Origin of the sequence: Bacteroides clarus YIT 12056 (genome assembly GCF_900129655.1) — a bacterium.
Lineage (GTDB): Bacteria > Bacteroidota > Bacteroidia > Bacteroidales > Bacteroidaceae > Bacteroides > Bacteroides clarus.
Genome location: NZ_FQWK01000002.1, coordinates 18717 through 41700, shown reverse-complemented (window position 1 = coordinate 41700; position 22984 = coordinate 18717). Strand labels below are relative to the sequence as shown.

15 protein-coding genes are annotated in these 22984 nt (G+C 39.9%); all 15 read left to right on the top strand.

The genetic code is table 11. From position 1 onward, the window contains the following. Positions 1-183: 183 nt before the first annotated feature. The 15 genes from BUB52_RS02395 to BUB52_RS02325 all read left to right on the top strand — a co-directional run bounded on the left by BUB52_RS02395 (position 184) and on the right by BUB52_RS02325 (position 22935). Entirely contained in the window at positions 184-2331 is a 2148-nt protein-coding gene (locus BUB52_RS02395; RefSeq protein WP_039950987.1) for a glycoside hydrolase family 31 protein, read from the top strand. A gap of 16 nt (positions 2332-2347) precedes the next feature. Further along, positions 2348-4513, top strand: coding sequence for an alpha-galactosidase (locus BUB52_RS02390; protein ID WP_009122362.1), 2166 nt, complete (start codon positions 2348-2350; stop codon positions 4511-4513). 11 nt (positions 4514-4524) lie between these two features. After that, complete coding sequence (locus tag BUB52_RS02385) at positions 4525-6564, top strand: glucosidase family protein (protein ID WP_009122361.1); 2040 nt, start codon at positions 4525-4527, stop codon at positions 6562-6564. Positions 6565-6975: 411 nt separating this feature from the next. Beyond that, the gene (locus BUB52_RS02380) at positions 6976-8748 is read left to right on the top strand and encodes a YVTN family beta-propeller repeat-containing protein (RefSeq protein WP_254302426.1); all 1773 of its coding nucleotides are present in this window, start codon (positions 6976-6978) and stop codon (positions 8746-8748) included. 25 nt (positions 8749-8773) lie between these two features. Continuing rightward, positions 8774-9928, top strand: coding sequence for a chorismate transformation FkbO/Hyg5 family protein (locus BUB52_RS02375; protein ID WP_039950167.1), 1155 nt, complete (start codon positions 8774-8776; stop codon positions 9926-9928). A gap of 29 nt (positions 9929-9957) precedes the next feature. Further along, a complete protein-coding gene (locus BUB52_RS02370; protein ID WP_009120461.1) occupies positions 9958-10638 on the top strand; it encodes a cupin domain-containing protein in 681 nt (226 codons plus the stop codon). A gap of 13 nt (positions 10639-10651) precedes the next feature. Further along, complete coding sequence (locus tag BUB52_RS02365; RefSeq protein ID WP_009120460.1) at positions 10652-10966, top strand: VOC family protein; 315 nt, start codon at positions 10652-10654, stop codon at positions 10964-10966. Between the two features lie 18 nt (positions 10967-10984). Then, positions 10985-11992 carry a dihydroxyacetone kinase subunit DhaK gene (locus BUB52_RS02360; protein ID WP_009120459.1) on the top strand — a complete coding sequence of 336 codons (1008 nt, stop codon included), beginning with the start codon at positions 10985-10987 and terminating at the stop codon, positions 11990-11992. A gap of 2 nt (positions 11993-11994) precedes the next feature. Then, entirely contained in the window at positions 11995-12609 is a 615-nt protein-coding gene (locus BUB52_RS02355) for a DAK2 domain-containing protein (RefSeq protein ID WP_009120458.1), read from the top strand. Positions 12610-12645: 36 nt separating this feature from the next. Then, positions 12646-13521, top strand: a complete 876-nt coding sequence (gene lsrF, locus BUB52_RS02350) for a 3-hydroxy-5-phosphonooxypentane-2,4-dione thiolase (RefSeq protein WP_009120457.1) — start codon at positions 12646-12648, stop codon at positions 13519-13521. Positions 13522-13546: 25 nt separating this feature from the next. Then, positions 13547-14443 carry a beta-propeller domain-containing protein gene (locus tag BUB52_RS02345; protein ID WP_009120456.1) on the top strand — a complete coding sequence of 299 codons (897 nt, stop codon included), beginning with the start codon at positions 13547-13549 and terminating at the stop codon, positions 14441-14443. Between the two features lie 24 nt (positions 14444-14467). Next, positions 14468-18460, top strand: coding sequence for an SUMF1/EgtB/PvdO family nonheme iron enzyme (locus BUB52_RS02340; RefSeq protein ID WP_009120455.1), 3993 nt, complete (start codon positions 14468-14470; stop codon positions 18458-18460). 68 nt (positions 18461-18528) lie between these two features. After that, a complete protein-coding gene (locus BUB52_RS02335; RefSeq protein ID WP_009120454.1) occupies positions 18529-19287 on the top strand; it encodes a DAHP synthetase I family protein in 759 nt (252 codons plus the stop codon). A 96-nt stretch (positions 19288-19383) separates the two neighbouring features. After that, positions 19384-21702: a cytochrome c biogenesis protein CcsA gene (gene ccsA / locus BUB52_RS02330; RefSeq protein WP_009120453.1), complete on the top strand. Its 2319-nt coding sequence runs from the start codon at positions 19384-19386 to the stop codon at positions 21700-21702. Positions 21703-21798: 96 nt separating this feature from the next. Continuing rightward, positions 21799-22935 (top strand): glycoside hydrolase family 88/105 protein, encoded by a 1137-nt coding sequence (locus BUB52_RS02325; protein WP_009120452.1) that lies wholly within the window; start codon positions 21799-21801, stop codon positions 22933-22935. The last annotated feature ends 49 nt before the right edge of the window (positions 22936-22984 follow it).

The window sequence follows — 22984 nt, the reverse complement described above, 5'->3', positions numbered from 1 at the left end:
TTTAGTATGCATATATAGTTTATACCTTTGGGTTGTTTGAGAATACTAATATATTTGAGACAGTATCGAAAAAAAATAAAACGATTTTGCAAGCGGTATAAAAACGCTATTGGTTTCTTTGCGAAATAATAGTTTGCCTGTGTATAAACATATAAAATGACTACTATAAATTGAATGGAAAACATGAAGAAAAAAATGATTTTAGGGGCACTTGCTATTTTGATGTTACTTCCGGTACATGCACAAATAGCTTGGAAACAGGTGGAACCCGGTGTTTGGAAAGGTGTGGTAGGTACTCCCGAAGATTATTCGTTACTGGATGTAGCTGCGGTCACTCCTTTAAAGGAAAGTTTTGCGCGCTTGCCGGAAGTTGCTTTGCCCGCATTGGCAAATGAAATAGTCGGGAGTATACAAGATGGGAAGACCTCTCTCCGTATTCCTTTGCAGAAAAAAGAACAACTCTACGGCTTTGGATTGAACTTTCAGACTGTACATCAGCGTGGTAAAATTTTGAATTTGCATGTAGACCATTATGGTGGAAAGGATAATGGCAGAACGCATGCTCCCGTACCTTTCTATATCTCCAGTCTGGGATATGGGGTTTTTATTAATTCTGCCCGTTATCTTACTGTCTATGCCGGTAGTGGTGCACGCAAGGATAGTCCGAATGCTCCGGTAGTTAAAGATCGTAATACGGATAAAACGTGGACAGCCAGTCCGTATTCGGATGCTGTGTCTATTCTTGTTCCTGCTCCAGGTGCTGAAATTTACATATTTGCAGGACCTACTCCAATGGATGTCATTCGGCGTTATAATTTATTCTGTGGTGGGGGTACATTGCCGCCGCGTTGGGGGTTGGGCTTTACACAACGTACCCAGAAACTGTATACAGCTGAAGATGTGGAGAAAGAAGCTGATGAATTTGAACGTCAAGGCTATCCACTGGATTTTATAGGATTGGAACCGGGGTGGCAAAGTAAAGCCTATCCTTGTACGCTTGAGTGGGATGAGAAACGTTATACAGACCCTGCTGGTTTTGTCAAAACAATGTTGGATAAAGGTATACGTATCAATCTTTGGACTAATCCATATATTTCACCTGAGTCCGAGGCATATAAAGAAATGTATCCGGTTAGCGGTTCACATACAGTATGGTGTGGTATTGTTCCTGATTTAGCAGGTGAAAAAGGACGCCAACTTTGGAAAGATAAGTTGGAAAAAGAACATATAAATATAGGTGTAAGCGGTTATAAAATAGATGAAGTCGATGGGTATGACCGTTATGTCTGGCCGGATGTTGCTACTTTCCCTAGTGGTATTTCCGCCGAGCAGATGCGTCAGACTTATGGATTGTGGGTACAACGTACAACTGCTGATCTTTATAAAAAGCGCAATCAACGTACTTTTGGTTTAGTACGTGCATCTAATGGCGGAAGCAGTTCTTTCCCTTATGTTATTTATAACGATTATTACAGTCATCAGGATTTTATTACAGCATTAATCAATTCCGGTTTTAGCGGTGTCTTATGGACGCCAGAGGTACGTGGTTCTAAGTCTGCCGAAGAATGGTTACGTCGTTTTCAGTCTGTGGTTTTTTCGCCAATGGCAATGATTAATGCATGGGCAAGCGGAACAAAACCTTGGTCATTCCCGGAAGTAGCAAAACAGGTAAAAGAATATGCTCTTTTGCGTATGCAGATGATGCCTTATTGGTATACAGAATTTGCCCGTTATCATTTTGACGGTATTCCGCCTTTCCGAGCTATAAATTTGGAACCGGGTTTTAATCCGGAGCAGATAATTACATCGGAGCTGAAAACTTCTAATTTAGAAGATAATCCTTATTTAGAGGCTATTGCTAAAGAGATAAAAGATCAGTATATGGCAGGTGAATATTTGCTGGTAGCTCCTATGTTTGCAGGACAAACAAAACGTACTGTAATGCTGCCGAAGGGTAATTGGTATGACTTCTATACTGGTAAATATGTAGGTAATGGAGAAAGAATCACTGTCTCTCCTGGCTTAGACCGTATTCCGGTATTTGTGAAAGATGGGGCTATAATTCCTTTTATGGAAGCTACGCTTCACGCTCCTAAGGCCGGACAAAAGATAAATCTTGAAATTCGCCATTATGGTAAGGCGGATGGTGCTTATCGTTTGTATGATGATGATGGTGAAACTTTTGATTATGAAAAAGGCGTATATTCTTGGCGTAATATCAAAGTAACGCGTGATAAGAAAGGACGTTTGCATGGTACAATTTCTAAGGCAGAGAAAGGAAAGCCCAATAGTATTGCTACCGTTACCTGGAAATTTATGACTCAAGAATAATCTAAAATATTAGTAAATGAAGAAACTGATTACTTTATTTATATTTGTTTGTTGCATGGGGGGGATGCGTGCGGCGGACAATCCGAATGTGAAGAAACTTTTTTCAGTAACCTCAGGAGAGTTGAAGTTAACTTTCATGGTAGGTACGGATGATCGGCTGTATCAATTAGGTTTTGGAGATGCTGCGGCAGAGGTCGTTCCATCTGCTAAAATGCCTTCTCGCGAGAGAGAATTTCTTCCGCCATATGGTAACGGTGTGCTTACCGAACCTGCTTTGCAAGTAACACATGTAGATGGTAATACTTCTACTGAGTTGCATTATATAGGACATCGTACAGAGAATTTAAATGGTGGTATTTCTCAAACGGTTATTTCTTTAAAAGATCCGGCTTATCCGTTTACCGTGGAAATCTATATCAAAAGCTATGCTGATAACAGTATGATGGAAATATGGAATACGGTAAGTCATAATGAAAAGGGGAAAATTGTTCTTCATCGTTTTGCTTCTGCTTCTCCTGTTTTGAAGGCTAAGGAATATTGGCTTACTCAGTTTGCCGGTAATTATAAACGAGAAGCGACGATTTCCGAAGAACAATTATCGGAAGGGATTAAAATTTTGGATTCCAAGCTTGGAGTACGCGCTCATCAAATGCGTATCCCATCTTTTATACTTTCATTGAATGGTCCGGCACAGGAAAATGCAGGTGAGGTTTTAGCTGCTTCTTTGCGTTGGAGCGGTAGTTTCCAGTTCGCTTTTGATGTCGATTGGAATAAAAATCTTCGCCTCATAACCGGAATGAATCCGTTAGGTTCCCAATATTATTTGGAACGTGGCGGTACCTTTACAACGCCTGCCATTTTGTATGCATACAGTAAGCAGGGTAAAGGTGAGGTAAGTCGTCGTTATCATCGTTGGGCTATGAAACATGCGATTCGCGATGCACAGAAAGATCGTCCGGTATTACTGAATAATTGGGAAGCTACACATTGTGACTTTGATGAAGAGCGTTTGAAAGAATTGTTTAATGGCGCTCGCCAGGTGGGGGCGGAATTATTCTTACTGGATGATGGCTGGTTTGGTAACGGACTATATTCACGTGATGATGATAAACATGGCTTGGGTGATTGGGAGCCTTCTACCAAGAAACTGCCCCGGGGGCTGTCTTACATAGCAAAAGAAGCCTTGAAACGTAAAGTAGATTTTGGTATCTGGTTAGAGCCGGAAATGGTAAATCCTCAAAGTGAGCTTTATCAAAAACATCCCGATTGGATTATTACCCAGCCTAAACGTACTCCTATATTAGGGCGACATCAGGAAATTCTTGACCTTACCCGCCCCGAAGTACAGGCTTTTGAGTGGCAAGTTATTGATAAAACATTACGTCCCAATCCAGATATATCGTATGTGAAATGGGACTGTAATCGCTATATTACCCAACCAGGTTCCGGCTATTTACAACCGGCAGAGCAGAGTCATCTTTGGATTGATTATAATTGGGCTCTCTACCGTTTGATGGAACGCTTCTCCAAAGAGTTCCCCAATGTTATGGCAATGCTTTGTGCGGGTGGTTCCGGACGTGTAGACTATGGTGCGTTACCTTATTTCCATAGTTTTTGGCCCAGTGATAATACAGACCCGTTGGGACGTATTAAGATACAGTGGGGATTCTCTCATTTCTTTCCTGCAAGTACAATTTCTGCTCATGTGACACGTATGGGTAAACGTCATCTGAAACTGGCGATTGATGTTGCTTTAAGTGGAGCTTTCGGCATAGACCTTGCATTGGATAAGGCTACAGCTGAAGAACGTGTACAGATAGCTGATGCTGTTAAATTATATAAGGCGAGTATCCGTCCTTTGGTAATGCAAGGTGAACTTTATCGTTTGGTATCTCCTTATGAACATCCAATGGCCTCTCTGAGCTATGTTTCTACCGATAAAAATGATGCTGTGGTTTATCTTTATCAGATTCAAGATGGTAGTGTACCTCAAGTAATACTTGGTGGACTTGATGCTCGTAAAAATTATAGGGTGGAAGAGGTCGGCCTTCCTAAAGGAAGTACTTCTCGTTTTCCGGGGCATGGAAAAATATTCAGTGGAGCGGAATTGATGAGTACAGGAATAGCTAATCCGCTGAATGCACAGTTTGAGAGCGCCATACTATTATTAAAAACACAATAACTTAACAGACAATGAAACGAATCTTTTTATTTATATCTTTGATACTCGTTGCTTCAGTAACAGTTTGTGCTCAGTCACAAGACCGTTGGACGATTCTGCAAGATGGTTCCATTCAATGGAAGCCTACACGAAATTTGCCGCATGAAGATCATGTTGAAATGAGTGGGCAGATGCTTTCTGTCGTTTTACGTTATGGTGTGGATGTACAACAGCGTTTTCATTTAAATCGCAGCTTGGTTTTTCCCATGTTGCGTATGAAGCCTAATAAAACACAGAATAATTTGAAGCAACGTTTCGATGTAAATATACCAGCTATGGTAACAGTGGACGACCAGACGTTGTTGAATGAGGTAGTTCAGGATATTACATTTAATGGTATTATGCGTGTAGAAAGTGATTATGGATATATCTACCGTCGTAAGGAACTGAAGAATGCGATTCATGTGACTCGCATTCTTTACCCTTCGATAAATGCTCCCCGTTATCTTGAAGAATATACTTTTAAGAATAACAGCCAAAACCCTATAACTTTGCGTGTACCTGAATGGCGCGTTACTTATACAACTCCGGAAGAGGCAGGTGTTTATGGTGCTTATCGTATTGAAGCTTCTCTATCCAAAAAAGGTGCTTTTATTCTGAAACCGGGTGAAACATTGGACTTTTATGCTATTTATTCCGGGAAGAAAGTTTCAGATGATGTTACGGAGAAAGATAACACGGCTTTCTCACGTATCACAATTCAAAGTGAGCGTGCCGGACGCCAAGCGCTTATTAACCAATGGTGGGAAAATCTTGTGTTGGATACTCCTGATCCTGTGTTGAACCGAATGTTTGCTTTTGCCAAATTGCGTGGAGCTGAGAGTATCTATCGTACTAAAGGTGGGTTAATGCATGGTCCAGGTGGTGAAGCTTATTATGCCGCTGTTTGGGCCAATGATCAAGCGGAATATATAAATCCTTTTTTCCCGTTTTTAGGGTATGATATTGGTAATGAATCTGCTTTGAATGCTTATCGCCATTTTGCTCGTTATATGAATCCGGAATATAATCCAATTCCAAGTTCTATTATTTCCGAGGGAGTTAGCTTTTGGCATGGGGCAAAAGATCGTGGCGATGGCGCAATGATTGCTTATGGAGCTGCCCGTTATGCTTTGGCTCGTGGTGATAAAGAAGAGGCTCGTGAACTTTGGCCACTTATTGAGTGGTGTTTGGAGTATTGTAAACGCAAATTAACTCCTGATGGTGTAGTTGCTTCTAATTCTGATGAATTAGAAAACCGTTTTCCTGCCGGTGACGCCAATCTTTGTACATCTACTTTATACTATGATGCACTGCGTTCTGCTGCATTATTGGGGCGTGAGATAGGTGTCTCCGGTAAGCAACTTGCTACTTATACTGCTCAAGCGAAAGCTTTGGAGAGTGCCATTGAGAGTCACTTCGGATATGAGATAGAAGGCTTCCACAGTTATCGTTACTATGAAGGAAATGATATTTTGCGTTCGTGGATTTGTATGCCGCTTGTTATGGGGATTTATACTCGTGCTCAAGGGACTATTGATGCTCTGTTTTCGCCACGTCTTTGGACAAATGACGGGTTATTGACGCAGGCCGGTACGGAAACTTTTTGGGATCGTTCCACTCTTTATGCTTTACGTGGTACAATTGCTGCTGGTGAAGTAGAAAAGGGGATGGATTTTCTGAAAAAATATTCTCGGCGCCGTTTACTTGGTGACCATGTTCCTTATGCCATTGAAGCATGGCCGGAAGGTAATCAGCGTCACCTGTCGGCAGAAAGTGGCCTTTACTGCCGTATATATACTGAAGGTCTTTTTGGTATCCGCCCTATTGGTTTACGTAACTTCGAAATGACACCTCGTTTGCCACAAGAATGGAATTATATGAATCTGAATAAAATACGTGCTTTCAATTCCAACTTTGATATTCATGTATCACGCGTGGGTGAAAAACTTCATGTAGAGGTATTACAGGAGGGTAAAAGCATTATAAAAAAGAATATAGAAGAAGGAAAAACAATCAAAGTACGTTTATAAAATGTACTTGTATAAAGGATTCCATTACCTTATAATTGCAGGCTATCCGGTTACCGACTGTGGAATAGATAATCCACAGTCGGTAACCGGATAGCCTGCAATTATAAAATGAGAATTTAAACCTTATGTTTCATTTGCCATCTATATAATTTCATTTTTCTCATTTTTTTAAGATACTATATGAAGTAGTACATTTTGAATTTGTTCAAATCAATATTAAGCCAGGAAACTAAGATGGTTGTCTTAAAGTATTTCTATCTATGCCTTCAAACAGATTATACCTAATATTTGATACACAATTGCAATTCAATGAGACGTTATTGATACTCATAAAAAGGTGTTTGCGCTATTTTTGTGAATGGAAAATAACGACTAAATTTAATGTCTATGATATGTAAAAATTACAATTTTATGAAAGCGGTTTTGTTGGTGACTGTATCGGTTGCCTCTTTATTTGCTTTTACTACACATACGGTCGAACAACCGGAAGGCACCCCTTTATTTATTACAAGTATTGCTCCCTATAAGTCGGGAATGATTGTTGCACAGAAAGGTGTTCGTAAAGTAACACTTTATTCGTCCAATTATAAAGAACGTTTATATGAATGGGAACTAAATGAGATACCGACAGGAGTGACTGTGGATGGTGAGCAGATTATTACGACGGTTGCCGGTGAAAATGAAAACGGTGTTTATCTTTTGTCGGCTTCTGTACCCTCAGAAAAATGTTTTATAAAGACTGCTTCAGGTGCCTGTGCCCCATTAGTAGATACCCGTTCGGGAAAATTATATGTTTGTAATCAGTTTGCAGGAACAATTTCAGAAATAGACCGGAAAGGAAAGAAGGAATTGCGTACAGTGCGTGTATTGCGTGAACCGAAATCTATCGTATTGGATCCGGAAGGGAGATATTTGTTTGTAGCTAATTTTCTTCCGTCACAACGTGCGGATGTAGATACGGTGGCAGCTTGTGTTTCTGTTATTGATATTGCAAGTTTTGAAAAAATAAAAGATATACAGTTGGCTAATGGCAGTAATGCACTGCGAGGTATGACACTTTCTCCTGACAACCGTTATCTGTTGGTGACGCATAATTTGGGTCGTTTTCAGGTTCCGACTTCACAGCTGCAACAAGGATGGATGAATACAAGTGCTGTGAGCCTTGTCAATGTGCAAACATTGAATTTTGAAGGTGCAGTATTGTTGGATGAACCGGAACGCGGCGCTGCCGGTATTTGGGACGTAAAGTGTACGAATGATAAAATTGTAATCAGCCATTCGGGTACTCATGAAATTAGTGTGATTGATTATCAGGAATTTATACAAAAGTTTGAACAATATCCTCAAAAGGATGCTTTGGCGTATGATTTGAGGTTCCTTTATGGTATCCGTCAACGGATTCCTTTAGTTGGTAATGGTCCCAGATGCTTTATTATTAAAGAGGAGCATGCAATCGTACCTACTTATTTTTCAGATACATTAAATATTGTTGATTTGAATACGATTGATATTCAGTCTATTGCTATGGTGAAGAATAGGGTGGAGAGTAGTATTAATAAAGGTGAGAAATATTTTAATGATGCTGCGTATTGTTTTCAAAACTGGCAGTCTTGCAATGGTTGTCATCCTGGGGATGCCCGCATGGATGCAATGAATTGGGATTTGATGAATGATGGAATTGGCAATTCTAAGAATTGTAAAAGTTTATTATTGTCTCATGTTACTCCGCCGGCTATGATTTCGGGAATACGCGCTTCTTCTTATGTCGCTGTCCGTACAGGATACAAATATATTCAGTTTATTGACCTTCCGGAGGAATTCGCTACTTGTGTTGATGAGTATTTATTATCATTAAAACCTCTTCCAAGTCCTTTTTTGATAAACGGCGAACTTTCTGAGAAAGCAAAGCGGGGACGTAAAGTTTTTGAAAAGTTTAAATGTGACGAATGTCATTCCGGGCCGTATTATACTGATATGCAGATGCACCGAATTGGAGAGGACGTAGAGTTTGAGAAAGGTTGGGATACCCCTACTTTGCGTGAAGTATGGCGTACCGCTCCTTACTTGTTTGATGGAAGAGCAGCTACTATGAAAGAGGTTTTTGAGGTGTATAAACATGGTATTGATAAAAAGATATCATCGAAAGAAGCTGATGAATTGGCCGAGTATGTAAATTCACTCTGATGATTATGTGATGAATGACGGGAATATGGTAACGACGGAACAACATATAGAAATTATACATCGTTTTTATCAAGTGGAGAAAACCTCCTTTGAAGAAATGACAGCATATTTGCTTACTGAATATTTGGCAACTTATATGCCGGTACGCATGGTTTTCTTTGGAGCACCGGCGGATAATAGCGAATATATAGCTCAGTTTAATTATTTAAGAAAGACGGTTAAAAAGTTTTTTGGGGATAAGCAACCGATAGTAAGTTATGTAGCTCAACCTGTCGATACCGGTGGTATGGCTATGGAGATACATGAACTGGTGCTGACAGGGCAGGATATGGTCACTTATCAGAAATGTGCAGATATCCCCTATATAGTAGTGGAACGTAAAGGATATAAACGCTTATTTTTGGGAGGAGTTACCGGAGATGTGTTACATCGGAATATTCGTGAGCAATCGGATGATGTTTTTAGTCGTATCCGACAGGTACTTGATACTGAGCAGATACCTGTTTCTTCGATTGTACGTCAATGGAATTATATTGAAAAAATTACTAACTATGATAATGTGGGACATCAGCATTATCAGGATTTTAATGATGCCCGTTCTCTGTTTTATACAAATGTGGAATGGGAAACAGGCTATCCTGCCGCTACAGGTATTGGAACTCAGTGCGGGGGAATTATGGTAGATATGGATGTGCTGCTTTGCAAGGATGAAACGATTTTGTTAACAGGAGTGGATAACCCTCTTCAAGTGGCTGCGCATGCCTATTCCCAGCAGGTATTATTAGGTGAGACAATTTTACAAGCAAAGACAACTCCTAAATTTGAACGTGCTAAAGCCATATGGAAAGAAGATCATGGTTTTATTTACATTTCAGGGACTGCCGCAATTCGTGGGGAACAGAGTTTGGAAGGGGTTGGTATTGAAGAACAAACTTTAATAACTCTTGAAAATATAGATTATTTGGTTTCCAATGAGAATCTGCAACGAGCAGGGATTCCAGTTACTAAAAAGGGAGAGCTTACCAATTTTCGTGTATATGTGAAGTATTGGAAGGACTTAGATAAGGTGAGAAGAATATTGGAAGCAAAGTATCCGAAATTACCTGTTATTTATACACTGACAGATGTATGTCGTTCAGAATTACTGATAGAAATAGAAGGGGTGGGACTATTACAATAAATAAAATTTTAATAAATAAAACTGAGAAAATGAAAGTAAAGAAAGTATTAACATTGGCAATAATTGCCGTTTGCAGTATGGGAATGGTTTCTTGTACAGCAGAAACTAAAAAAACAGAACAAGTTATGGCACAGGAAAAGACTACGTATCAGAAGAAGTACACGAATGCTGATTTTTACAAAGATGGCAAGTTTGATCAAGAAGCTGCAAAAAAAGCTTTTCTTGATATGTTTGATTTCTATGGTGTTCCTTTTACTCCACTAATGGAGAAGGATATCTGGTTTACGGATTTCGGGTTAGGTGATTTCGAACATGTAGGTATGGGTGGTATTTTCTGGATTAATGATCCTGAATATGGCTATTTTGCTCATAATATTTATTTATTGCCGGGACAGATGATTCCGGAACATGCACATGTTAAGACAAAGTTCCCTGCAAAACATGAATCATGGATGGTTAATCATGGTTGGGTTTATAACTTTTCCGAACTTGGAAATGAAACCCCAAATGCCCCTGAGGTTCCTGCAAGCCATGGCCCTATTAAGAGCAAAAATTTTGTTGTACAGAAAGTGGGGGATGTTTTGCGTCTGAAACAATTGGAATCATATCATTTTATGATGGCCGGTCCTGAAGGTGCTATTGTTGAGGAATGGGCATGTTATCATGACAATGATGGTTTACGTTTCACAAATACAAAAGCTGCTTTATAATAAATGTAATACCATGAGAAAGATAAATCATATTGGAATCCCGGTTCAGAAGCCGGTTTCCGGGGAGATGTATAATGAGGGGATGCAAGTGTATCTGACAGATTTTACAAAGAGTCCCAATAAAATAGAGTTTCTTCGTTTTGATAAAAACAGTTGGATGCCGGAGAAGATTCAGACATTGGCTCATATCGCTTATGAAGTTGACAATTTGGATGGTGAGCTGGAGAATGCAAAGGTTTTGCTTCCCAAAACTATTGTGAATGAGCATCTGACGATTGCTTTTATCGAAGAAGAGGGCATTGCGTTGGAGTTAATGCAGTTTAATTAATATAAATAACAGGAAACTATGATTCATAAATTTATAAATGATCCGGATAATCTTACTTCTGAACTATTGGAAGGTTATGTAATGGCATATAGCGATCAGGTGGCTATTGGCGGAGAAAATATAATTGTACGTGCGCATGCCAAGTCGGAGGACAAAGTAGCCATAATTACTCTGGGAGGTTCAGGCCATGAACCGGCTTTGAGCGGATTTGTCGGTGACGGTATGTTGGACTGCTCGGTTGTAGGGGATATTTTTGCAGCGCCGGGTGCTCAGCGTGTTTTTCAGGCACTGCAATTATTCAAGCGTGAAGCCGGTATATTGTTGGTTGTTTTAAATCATTCCGGTGACGTGATGAGTGCCAACATGGCATGTCAGTTGGCGGAACGTGTAGGAATTAAAGTAAAGACTATTTTGACGCATGATGATATTAGTGCAGGTTTGGATACGCCTGACGAAGATCGACGTGGTTTGGCCGGTTGTATTCCATTGATTAAAATAGTAGGTGCAGCTGCTGAGGAAGGTAAGTCTTTAGATGAAATTATTGAAATAGGTGAACGTTTTAACAAAAAGGTTGCAACGCTGGCTGTTGCCATGAAGTCTTGTACTCATCCTCAGAACGGAATGATGATTTCTGAGTTGCCCGACGGGGAAATAGAAATTGGAATGGGACAACATGGCGAAGGTGGCGGTGGACGCAAACAATTAGTATCTGCTGATGAAACAGCAGAGGAAATGATTGGTTTGCTTATGAAGAAATTACAACCGAAAGCTGGTGATAAAGCATTACTGATTATTAATGGTGTCGGTGCTACTACTCACATGGAAATGAACATCGTTTATCGTAAAGCACATCAAGTTCTTGAGAATGCAGGTATTGAAGTAGTATCAAGCCGTATCGGTGAGTTGTTGACCGTTCAGGAACAGGCAGGCTTTCAAATGATTTGCGGTTTATTGGATGCGGATCATGTTGATTATTTGAATAACAAGATGTCGAATGCTCCATATTGGACAACTATTGGTAAGTAGGCATGGATAAATTAACAGTAGAAGATTTTAAAAAGATGCTCCGTAATGCGTTGACATGCATTACGGAACGTGCTGATGAGTTTTCGCAACTGGATGCGGTATTAGGAGACGGTGATCATGGAACGGCTATCGTTCAGGCAATGTCCGCTATTGTTGAGTCCGCCGAAAAAGGTACGGAGTTTAAAACCATGTTGAATGATATGGGATTTAATGTCATGTTGCAAATCAGCGGTTCTACCAGTACTCTGTTAGGCGGATTTTTCCTGGGTATGAGCGATTGTGCAGAGGGAAAGGAATTGGATGTGGAAGCTGTGAAAAGAATGTTTGCGGGAGGTTTGTCCGGTGTAAAGAAACAGACTAAAGCCCAGCGTGGTGACAAAACAATGATGGATGCATTAATTCCTGCAGTAGAGGCAATGCAGGCTGTTGAAACTGAAGATGTAAAAGTTATTTTGACAATGGGTGCCCAAGCTGCTTTGAAAGGTGCGGAAGCAACCAAAGATATGAAAGCGAATTTCGGGCGTGCCCGTAATTATGGCGAACGTTCTATTGGTTATGCTGATTCGGGAGCTTCATCCTGGTCTTGTATGTTTGATGCTTTTGCAAAGGCGCTATAAATAGAATAAAAGATAGAAAGATAAAAAGATAAGAAAATGGCTGATTTAGATGATTTGAGAGAAGGCTGTAATTTTGGTTTAGGAATTCAGACAGCCGATAGGAGTTTTCATGTAAAAGGTGCAGAAAATCTTCCTTGGGGGATGAAGGCCCGCCTATCCCGTATTTTTAATCCAAAGACAGGTAAGACTGTGATGCTTGCTTGTGATCATGGTTTTATTATGGGACCTACTTCCGGTTTGGAGCGTATAGATTTAAATATTGTTCCATTGATTGAATATGCGGATTGTTTGATGTGTACGCGTGGCATCCTTCGTTCTGTGATACCACCTACTGCTAATAAGCCAATTTGTTTACGTTCGGATGCGGGCACTTCTATCCTGACATCATTAAATGATAATGTATTGATTGATGTTGAAGACGCTATTCGTATGAACGTATCAGCAATGGCAGTTATGTTGGCTATTGGAGACACTGAGCATGAAGCTACTACTGTAGCCAACCTGTATAAGGCCGTAGATAAAGGTACCCGTTATGGTATTCCGGTAATGGGAGTAACTGCTGTAGGCAAGGATATGGCACGTGATGCACGTTATTTTGGATTGGCTTCTCGTATAGCTGCAGAGAACGGTGCCAATATTGTAAAAACCTATTATTGTGATGGTTTTGAAAAAGTAGCTGCTGCCTGTCCTGTACCGGTAGTGATTGCCGGTGGTAAGAAGTTGCCGGAACTGGAAGCGCTTGAACTTTGCTATAATGCTATTAATGAAGGTGCTGCAGGTGTAGATATGGGGCGGAATGTATTTCAGTCGGAGGCTCCGGCTGCAATGATACAGGCGGTTAGCGCCGTGGTACACGATAATATGAAGCCGATACAGGCTTTTGAATTGTTTAATGAACTGAAGAGTAAGTAACAACGATTACTTAAAAAAGAAGGTAATGAGGCTTTATTTATTAGTTATAGCCGTTTGGATATGTGGTTTTCGGGCGGCGGCACAGGATAAAATCCTGGTCGCTGGCTCAGGAAATCCGTTTGTACAACTTGTGGATAAACAAACCGGTAAAGTGGAATGGCAGCATGCTTTGGAAAAAGGGGAAGAATGTAATACAGTTGCTTTAACCAACGAAGGTAATGTGTTATATTCTTATAAACGAGGTGCTAAAGTGGTGACATGGGATCACCGGGTAATATGGGATTATCAGGTATCCGGTAAGGCTGAACTTCAATCTGCGACTTTGTTACGTAATGGTGGTATTTTGCTAGGTATCTGTGGTAACCCGGCTGAGTTTATCGAATTAGATAAGGATGGGAGAGAAATAAATAAAACTAAAATTGATTTGGGAATAGACAAGCCGCACAGCCAATTCCGACAGATATTCCAGCTTAAGAATAAGAATTATCTGATTCCGGTGATGGCAAAACAGAAGATAATGGAAATAAATCGGAAAGGAAGACTCGTAGCCGAATACGATATAACTGGAAAGGCATTTTCTTCACTGGAGTTAACAGACGGTAATTTACTGTTACCTTGTGGGGACAATCATTGTTATATAATAGTGGATCGATATACAGGGAAAGAATTAAAGCGAGTTACAAGTGATGATATAAAAGGTGCTTCACTTTGGTTTGTTGCACAAATACTGGAACTGAAAAATAAAAACTTACTGATATGTAATTGGGGGGGGCATACGAAAGGTACCATAGTCGATGTACCGCAATTGATTGAGATTGATAAAGACGGTAATGTGGTATGGACTTTGAATAATAAGCAAGATATAGATAAAGTTTCTACTGCATGTTATTTGGAAGGTTTCCACTTACCCGACTTGAAATAGAAAATTAACTTTAAACAAAGTATTATGAATAAGAAACTGATAGTAATATCTGTGTGTATTGCTTTATCGCTCCCGATTATGGCTCAGCGGAAAGTAAAGACAAAGGTTAATGCACCTGCTACATGGGCGGAAAGTATTGCGGCAGCTAAAAAACAAGCAAATTCAGAAATGCAGAGGACCTGTTTACCGGTTGTTTCACAAGTGATAAAAGCGAAAACTGCAGCAGTTCCTTTTACTGCAGATGTGACAGGATTGGAGGAAATGGTACTATATACTTGGGGTACTGTAGATGGTACCAATGATGATCAGGCTGTATGGGCTAATGCTAAACTTATTGCGGCAGACGGCTCTTCTATTTGGTTGAATGATTTGAAAGATACATTCAAAAATACTGGCAGCGGTCGTCTTCGTTTTAATGAGAATGCGAAGGGACAGACGGTTATAATGCGAGGTAAACAGTATAGACGTACGATTATGGCTAATGCGAATTCACAAATAGTGGTTCCTCTGAATAAACGCTATGTACGGTTTGAGGCTGAAATCGGGTTAGAGAATCGTTCTTCGTCCGGTACGGCTGTTTTTCGTTTGCAAGGTATTACAGGTGCGGAAGCTGCAACTGATATTATAAAAAAATATCCTATGGAATCTACCCAGTTCCTGCCTTTTGCCGGTAGTGATATGAAGGCCTTGATTACTACTAATGATGCATCCATAGAAAAACATATAGCGACAGCTGTTGTAGATTTGTTGAATGATAAATCCTATTTTACTGCACAAATAGCTCAAGTTACCGCCAAGACTTCTTTGGATGAGCAGGTAATTGGATATTTGAATGTGGCTCAAGATGCAATGAAAGTCTACCAATTACAAAATGCATTAAGCTGGCTCAATATACGTGCGATTGAAGAAGCGTACAATGATATGGCTAAATCAAAAACTTTTGATAAAGTAGCCAATCAGGCTAAATTAGTACAACTGAAACAACTTATAGCAAGTGGATTCTCAGGTATTTATAAAAATGATGCGGCCTCTTTACAAGCTGCTAGTAAAGCTTTAAGTTTGAAAAGAGAGATATTGTTGGCAAATCCTGTTTTGGATATAGATAAGATTATAGTAGGCCGTTATAAAATTGGTACTACAGCCCGTCAGGTAAATCCTCGTGCATTGGGTACCCAGAATAACAATTGGTCTAACCAAACCTCTGCATCCCGTGGTGGGTTTAATGCGGAAATAGCAGAATTATCTAATTTGCGTGGTGATATTAAGACGCGTACAATTTTCAAACCTAATAACGGTTCCTCTGTTCCCGATTTGAAATTACATTGGGATGCTGAGCGTTTGATGTTCTCTATGGTAGATACAGACAAACGTTGGCAAGTTTTTGAAGTGAAGTTGGATGGTACAGGATTAAAGAAATTGATTGAAACTCCTGAAAAAGATTTAGAATTTTTTGATGCTACTTATCTGCCTTCCGGTAAGATTATTGCGGTTTCCAATATTGGTTATAATGGTGTCCCGTGCGTAAACGGTAATGACGAAGTCGGTAATATGTGTTTGTACGATCCGAAGGATGGTTCATTACGTCGTTTAACTTTTGATCAAGATGCCAACTGGGCTCCTACAGTGATGAATAACGGGCGTATCATGTATACTCGTTGGGAATATACAGATCTGACTCACTATTTTTCCCGCTTTGTCATGCATATGAATCCGGATGGAACCGAACAAAAGTCATTATATGGTAGCGGTTCTTATTTTCCGAATAGTACTTTTGATGCTAAACCTCTTCCCGGACACCCCTCTCAATTCATCGGTGTCATCTCAGGACATCATGGCGTAACGCGTTCAGGACGTTTGATGTTGTTTGATCCGTCTAAGAGTCGTAAATCTGAAAAAGGCATGTTGCAAGAGCTACCTTTCCGTGACCGTAAAATAGAGCCTATTGTCAAAGATCGTTTAGTTGATGGTGTATGGCCACAGTTTATCAAGCCTTATCCCTTGACTGATAAATATTTTTTAGTAACTGCCAAATTGGATGAAAATTCACTTTGGGGTATCTATTTGATTGATGTATATGATAATCTTACATTGATTGCGGAGTTTGAGGGTGAAGGACTGATTTGCCCGATTCCGGTAAAGAAAACTCCAATACCTCCGGTAATACCTGATAAGATTACTCCGGGTAGTAAAGAAGCTACTGTATTTATTCAGGATATATACGAAGGAGAAGGCTTGAAAGGAGTACCTCGAGGTACAGTAAAATCATTCCGGGTATTAGCGTATGAATATGCCTACAATAAAACTCCATCCGATCATTGGGCCCAAGGTGTTCAGAGTGGTTGGGATATTAAACGTCTGTTAGGTACAGTTCCGGTGGAAGAAGATGGTTCGGCGATTTTTAAAATTCCGGCGAATACTCCAATTTCATTACAACCGTTGGATTCGGAAGGGCGTGCTGTTCAGTGGATGCGTAGTTGGCTTACCGGCATGCCTGGTGAAACAGTTTCGTGCGTAGGTTGTCATGAAGACCAAAATCAATTACCAATTCCAAAGCGTGTGAAAGCTTCACAAATAGCTCCACATATTATTGCTAAGCCAGAAGGAGGGCAACGCTCTTTCACTTTTGATCTTGAAATACAGCCTATTTTAGACCGTGCTTGTGTTGCTTGCCATGATGGATCGAATAATTTGGCTGATTTTAGAGGTGGGCGTATTGATAAATTCTCCGGATTTGGTGAAAGTTATCTGAATCTACATCCTTATGTATATCGTCAGGGGCCGGAAGCTGAAATTGAAGTTCTTAATCCCTATGAGTATCATGCTTCTGTCAGTCCGCTTGTGAAAATATTGAAGACGGGGCATCATGGTGTGGAGTTGACTGATAAAGAGTGGAAAACTTTGTATAATTGGATTGATTTCAATGCTCCTTATCATGGAAAGTTTAATGCTAATATTTTTAAAGGTGTAGAACAAATTTCCCGTCGTACGGAGTTAGCTGAAAAGTATGCTAATGCTGGTGTTGATTGGCAGTCCGAACTCCGTTCATATGCCCAATATTTGGAATCACAGGAGAAACCGCTTCCTGTAGAGCCAGAAAAGAGGGAGTTTAAGGATAAAGAAGTAAAAGTAAAAGGGTGGCCTTTTGATAAAAACGTTGCTCAAGCAATGACCATGAAGGGGGGTGATGCCAGGATGAGTATCGAGTTAGCACCGGGTATTAAAATGAATTTCGTTCGTATACCGGCCGGTTCATTTGTGATGGGCAGTAATCGTGGCCATTCAGATTATTCTCCGGCTCATAAACAAGTCGTGAAAAAATCTTTTTGGATGGGAGAGATAGAGGTGAGTAACGAACAGTTCCGTACAATTTTCCCTGAACATGATAGCCGTTTTGACAGGCAATTATGGAAGGATCATGTACATCAAGGATATCCAGCTAATAAGCCTGAGCAACCGGCTATTCGTGTCAGTTGGGAAGAAGCAATGGATTTCTGTAAAAAACTGAGTGAAAGAACAGGTAGAAATATAACATTACCTACTGAGGCGCAATGGGAGTGGGCATGTCGTGCTGGTAGTGATGACACTTTTTGGTATGGTTCTTTGAATGCTGATTTCAGTAAATTTGAGAATATGGCAGATAAACAACTGAATAAAATGGCTGTTCGTGGAGTGGATCCTCAACCAATGTCAGAGAATGATTCTTGGTACAAGTATTATACTTATCAGCCTAAAGAAAATGGAGTAGATGACGGTAATATGTTACAAGTAAAAGGTGGCAGTTATCAGGCTAATTCATTTGGCCTATATGATATGCAGGGTAATGTTGCAGAGTGGACCCGCTCAGATTATCTGCCTTATCCTTATAATGAGAAAGCACAAGGTAATGGTATAGAGAAAGTTGTGCGTGGCGGCTCTTGGAATGATCATCCTAAGACTAGTACTGCCTATTATCGCAGGGCTTATCTTCCTTGGCAGAAAGTGTATAACGTTGGTTTCAGGGTGATAATAGAAGAGTGATAAATGACTGATAAACCGACGCTATTCTTAATTTTGAAGGAAATGCGTCGGTTCTTTTTTAGATTGCTATGAGGAAGGAACAGAATAAAATAGGTTTGGTTGCTGGTCCGTGTAGTGCGGAGACTCGTGTACAAATGTTGGAAACGGCAAGAGCCTTGAAGCATATAGGTATTAAAACAATACGTGCCGGATTATGGAAGCCTCGTTCCCGTTTCGGTTCATTTGAAGGAGTAGGCAGTTGTGGATTGGTATGGCTGAATGAGGTACAGCAGGAACTGGGACTAAAAGTTATGACTGAGGTGGCTTTGCCTTCTCATGTAGAAGAAACGATGAAGGCCGGGATAGATATGGTATGGATTGGAGCACGTACTACGGTCAATCCATTTATGATGAATGAATTAGCAGAGTCATTGCGTGGCTGTAATATTCCTGTATGGGTGAAAAATCCGGTGTGTCCTGATATTGAGTTGTGGGTTGGTGCTGTGGAACGTCTTCTACATGCCGGTTTGAAAGACATTCGGATAATTCATCGTGGATTTTGTGCGATAGACCATCTTCCTTATCGTAATGTGCCGCTTTGGGAACAGGCAGAGCATTTTCGCACTCGTTTACCAGATATGCCTTTTTATTGTGACCCGAGCCATATAGCGGGAAAACGCGAATTATTATTATCTGTTTGCGAGAAAGCTTTATCTTTGCATGTAGATGGATTGTTTATAGAGTCGCATTGCTGTCCGCAAAAGGCTTTATCAGATGCATCTCAGCAATTGACACCGGATGCTTTGGCTGAACTACTGAATTTGTTAAATGTGCCGATAGAGAAATAATAAGCTATGAGAAAATGCCTCTTTTCCGTTAGATGCTTGTTCGTATCATGGAGAGCTACCCTGATACTGTTAGCAATATATGCAGTTTTATTGGCTATGGCCACATTCATAGAGAAAGTACAAGGGACATCGGTTGCCAGAGAGCTTATTTATAATCAACCGCTTTTTTACTTTCTGCAATTATTAATGGTTTTGCAATTTATTGCAGTAGGTATTCATAAGCGTCTTTGGAGGCAGCGTAAGTATGGTATTGTGTTGCTTCATGTAGCGTTTATCGTGATTTTGGCAGGTGCATTGGTTACAAATATGTTTGGTTTTGAGGGAATTATCCATATTCGTGAAGGAGAAACGACTTCAGTATTACATCAACAGGAGGGGATACGGAAACTTCCTTTTTCTCTTCGTTTAGATGACTTTAATTTAGTACGTTATCCGGGGTCTCATAGTCCGTCTTCTTTTGAAAGCTTTCTGACTGTTTTTTCAGATGACGGAGCCCGTATTGAACACATCTATATGAATAAAGTGATTTATGAACAGGGATACCGACTTTATCAATCCTCTTATGATACTGATGAATTGGGGACCATATTGTCTGTGAATCATGATAACTGGGGAACAGGGATTACATATTTGGGTTATCTGTTGTTGCTTGTGGGGATACTGTTGAGCTTACTTGATTCCAATTCTCATGTTCGTTGGTTGGTTAGGCAGTTAAAAAAAACGGTTCCGATATTGTTATTTTGTTATTTTCCTATGTTTCTTTTTGCACAAGAGAATATAACCGGTCACTTGTATGAAAGCACTATTCCAGTTACACAGGCGGAGATGTGGGGACGTATGCAGATTCAATGTTCTACCGGACGTGTTGAGCCAATAAATACATATACCTCTAAATTGCTGCGTAAAATTCATCGTAATGATAATTTCAAAGGACTACGTCCGGAACAGGTTATTTTAGGATTTTTGATAAATCCCGAATATTGGGGGAATGTACCTTTAATCCGTCAAACTAATGTAGAGTTGGCCGAGAAATTAGCATTACCGTCGGATAAATATCTTAAGTTTTTTGATTTGTTTGATGAAGAGGGGCAGTATATTATAGCGGAGGCTGTAGACAGTGCTTATTCACATCCGGTAGCCGAACGCTCACGTATAGAGAAAGATTTGCTGAAATTAGATGAAAGGGTTAATATTCTTTATTCATTGCAACAAGGTAGGATGTTTGCTCTTTTTCCTTTACCGGATGATAGGAATGGTAAGTGGTATTCGCCTAATGATGATTTATCGTTATTTTCCGGTAAAGATTCTATGTTTGTGTCGAAGATCTTTTATTGGTATATAGATGAGGCAGTTAGAGCTTTGGATACACAAGACTGGGCTCAGGCGAATGAAGTTCTGTCTATGATTAATGTGTATCAGCAGAGAAGAAGTTCCGTAGGGTTATTGACGGATAAACAAGTGGCGTGGGAACTCTTTTATAATCGTGCCGATTTATTTTTTCTCTCGGCAATAGGATATATGGGAGTTGGTTTACTTTTACTTTTATTCTCTGTTTGGTGTTTGCTGAAATCCAAACGATGGTTGAGAACTGTTACTGTTGTTTTAATGGTAGCAATCATAGCTTTATTTTTGTTACATACTTTTGGGATAGGGGTTCGTTGGTATATCTCGGGACGGGCTCCTTGGGCAAATGCATATGAGTCCATGATTTACGTTGCATGGGCTACAGCTTTGGCGGGACTTTTATTTATACGTCGTTCATTCATGACATTGGCATTAGCCGCTTTTTTTGCTGGTATTATACTATTTGTGGCTAATCTTAATTTTATGGATCCGGAGATAACTCCTTTAGTACCAGTATTGAAATCTTATTGGTTGATGATTCATGTTGCTGTAATTACGGCAAGTTATGGTTTCTTTGGTATGAGTTTCTTTTTGGGATTACTATCATTGGGATTCATGGCAGTGGGCGAGAGGTCGGCTATATTACAAATCCATATACGTGAATTACGTTTTATAAATGAGATATCCCTTTATATTGGACTATATTTGCTTACAGCAGGTATCTTTCTGGGAGCTGTTTGGGCAAATGAGTCTTGGGGACGTTATTGGGGATGGGATCCGAAAGAAACTTGGGCTCTTATTACTATGATTGTCTATGCTTTTGTTCTGCACGCGCGTTTCATACCGTCGTTACGTTCAGACTATGTGTTTAGCATAATGTCGGTTTTTGCATTATCTTCGGTGTTAATGACCTATTTTGGGGTGAATTATTATTTATCGGGTTTACACTCGTATGGCAGTGGTGATGTGCCACCTGGATTACATATTATATTTTTTGTCTTTAGTGTGATTCTGTTGCTGGTTTTTTATATCGGTTATAAGCAAAGGAAGTTTGGCGAACGGGCACTATGATATAAAATTTAAAGTGTTTGGAATAATATCACAAAACTCATTATAGGAAACTGCTTACATTTGACGTCAAATTATTAATTATTAAATAATACAGTGATGATACAAAGTAAATTTTTAGTTGTTCTTATGAGTGTGCTTTTATTGTGTGGTTCCATGGGAGCTCAAGATGTTTCTATAGATAAACGTATGAAAGAGGCGGATCCAAAAAATATAGGAACTCGCGTCGTTAATAAATTTATAGTGACACCACATACCCGTTTTGGCAATCCTCGTGCAGAAAAAGCTCCTAATTATATTACTTATCCAGATGCATGTGCTTGGTTGGGCGCATTGTGGTTTAGTAAAACAATTCAAGACAAAGATATGCAACGAAAACTTAAAGAACGTTTTGAACCCTTGTTCACTACAGAGAAACATTTGATGCCACGTATGAACCATGTGGATCATAATGTAGTTGGTGCCGTACCTTTGGAAATTTATATGCAGAAGCTTGGAGATAAGAAGTATTATGATTTGGGTATGAAATATGCTGATAGTCAGTGGGTGGTTCCTGCAGATGCTAAGCCAGAACAAAAAGCCTACGCCGATCAAGGTTATTCATGGCAGACACGCGTATGGATTGATGATATGTTTATGATTACAACTATCCAGTCACAGGCTTATCTTGCTACAGGAAACCGTAAATATATCGATAGAGCTGCGGCGGAAATGGTGATGTATTTGGAAAAAATACAACGTCCTAACGGTTTATTCTATCACGCGCCTACAGCTCCTTTCTTCTGGGCTCGGGGAAATGGTTGGATGGCTGCTGGTATGTCACGCTTACTTTCTGTCTTACCGGAAGATAATCCCGATCGTCCTATAATTATGAAAGCCTACCAAAAAATGATGAATACGTTGTTGGAGAATCAAGATGCAGACGGAATGTGGCATCAACTTATTGATGAACCTGCTTCATATAAAGAAACATCAGGTACAGCTATGTTTACGTATGCTATGTTGGTGGGAGTAAAGCGCGGATGGTTGGATAAGAAGAGCTATGAACCTGCTGCTATGAAAGGTTGGTTGGCGCTGATTTCATATTTGAATGCTGACGACGAATTGACTAATGTTTGTGAGGGTACGAATATAAAGAATGACAAAAATCATTATATGACCCGTAAACAGATAACAGGCGATTTGCATGCACATGCGCCATTATTATGGTGTGCTACGGAGTTACTCACTAAATAGGACTTATTATAAATATACAGTAGAATATACTTTGCATAATGAAAAATTA

Excerpts from the sequence above, each read along its gene's own strand:
- BUB52_RS02375 (WP_039950167.1), top strand. The coding sequence starts at position 8,774 with ATGGTAACGACGGAACAACATATAGAAATTATACATCGTTTTTATCAA.
- BUB52_RS02340 (WP_009120455.1), top strand. The coding sequence starts at position 14,468 with ATGAATAAGAAACTGATAGTAATATCTGTGTGTATTGCTTTATCGCTC.
- BUB52_RS02355 (WP_009120458.1), top strand. The coding sequence starts at position 11,995 with ATGGATAAATTAACAGTAGAAGATTTTAAAAAGATGCTCCGTAATGCG.
- BUB52_RS02345 (WP_009120456.1), top strand. The coding sequence starts at position 13,547 with ATGAGGCTTTATTTATTAGTTATAGCCGTTTGGATATGTGGTTTTCGG.
- BUB52_RS02335 (WP_009120454.1), top strand. The coding sequence starts at position 18,529 with ATGAGGAAGGAACAGAATAAAATAGGTTTGGTTGCTGGTCCGTGTAGT.
- BUB52_RS02395 (WP_039950987.1), top strand. The coding sequence starts at position 184 with ATGAAGAAAAAAATGATTTTAGGGGCACTTGCTATTTTGATGTTACTT.
- BUB52_RS02385 (WP_009122361.1), top strand. The coding sequence starts at position 4,525 with ATGAAACGAATCTTTTTATTTATATCTTTGATACTCGTTGCTTCAGTA.
- BUB52_RS02380 (WP_254302426.1), top strand. The coding sequence starts at position 6,976 with ATGAAAGCGGTTTTGTTGGTGACTGTATCGGTTGCCTCTTTATTTGCT.
- BUB52_RS02370 (WP_009120461.1), top strand. The coding sequence starts at position 9,958 with ATGAAAGTAAAGAAAGTATTAACATTGGCAATAATTGCCGTTTGCAGT.
- BUB52_RS02325 (WP_009120452.1), top strand. The coding sequence starts at position 21,799 with ATGATACAAAGTAAATTTTTAGTTGTTCTTATGAGTGTGCTTTTATTG.
- ccsA (WP_009120453.1), top strand. The coding sequence starts at position 19,384 with ATGGCCACATTCATAGAGAAAGTACAAGGGACATCGGTTGCCAGAGAG.
- lsrF (WP_009120457.1), top strand. The coding sequence starts at position 12,646 with ATGGCTGATTTAGATGATTTGAGAGAAGGCTGTAATTTTGGTTTAGGA.
- BUB52_RS02390 (WP_009122362.1), top strand. The coding sequence starts at position 2,348 with ATGAAGAAACTGATTACTTTATTTATATTTGTTTGTTGCATGGGGGGG.
- BUB52_RS02360 (WP_009120459.1), top strand. The coding sequence starts at position 10,985 with ATGATTCATAAATTTATAAATGATCCGGATAATCTTACTTCTGAACTA.
- BUB52_RS02365 (WP_009120460.1), top strand. The coding sequence starts at position 10,652 with ATGAGAAAGATAAATCATATTGGAATCCCGGTTCAGAAGCCGGTTTCC.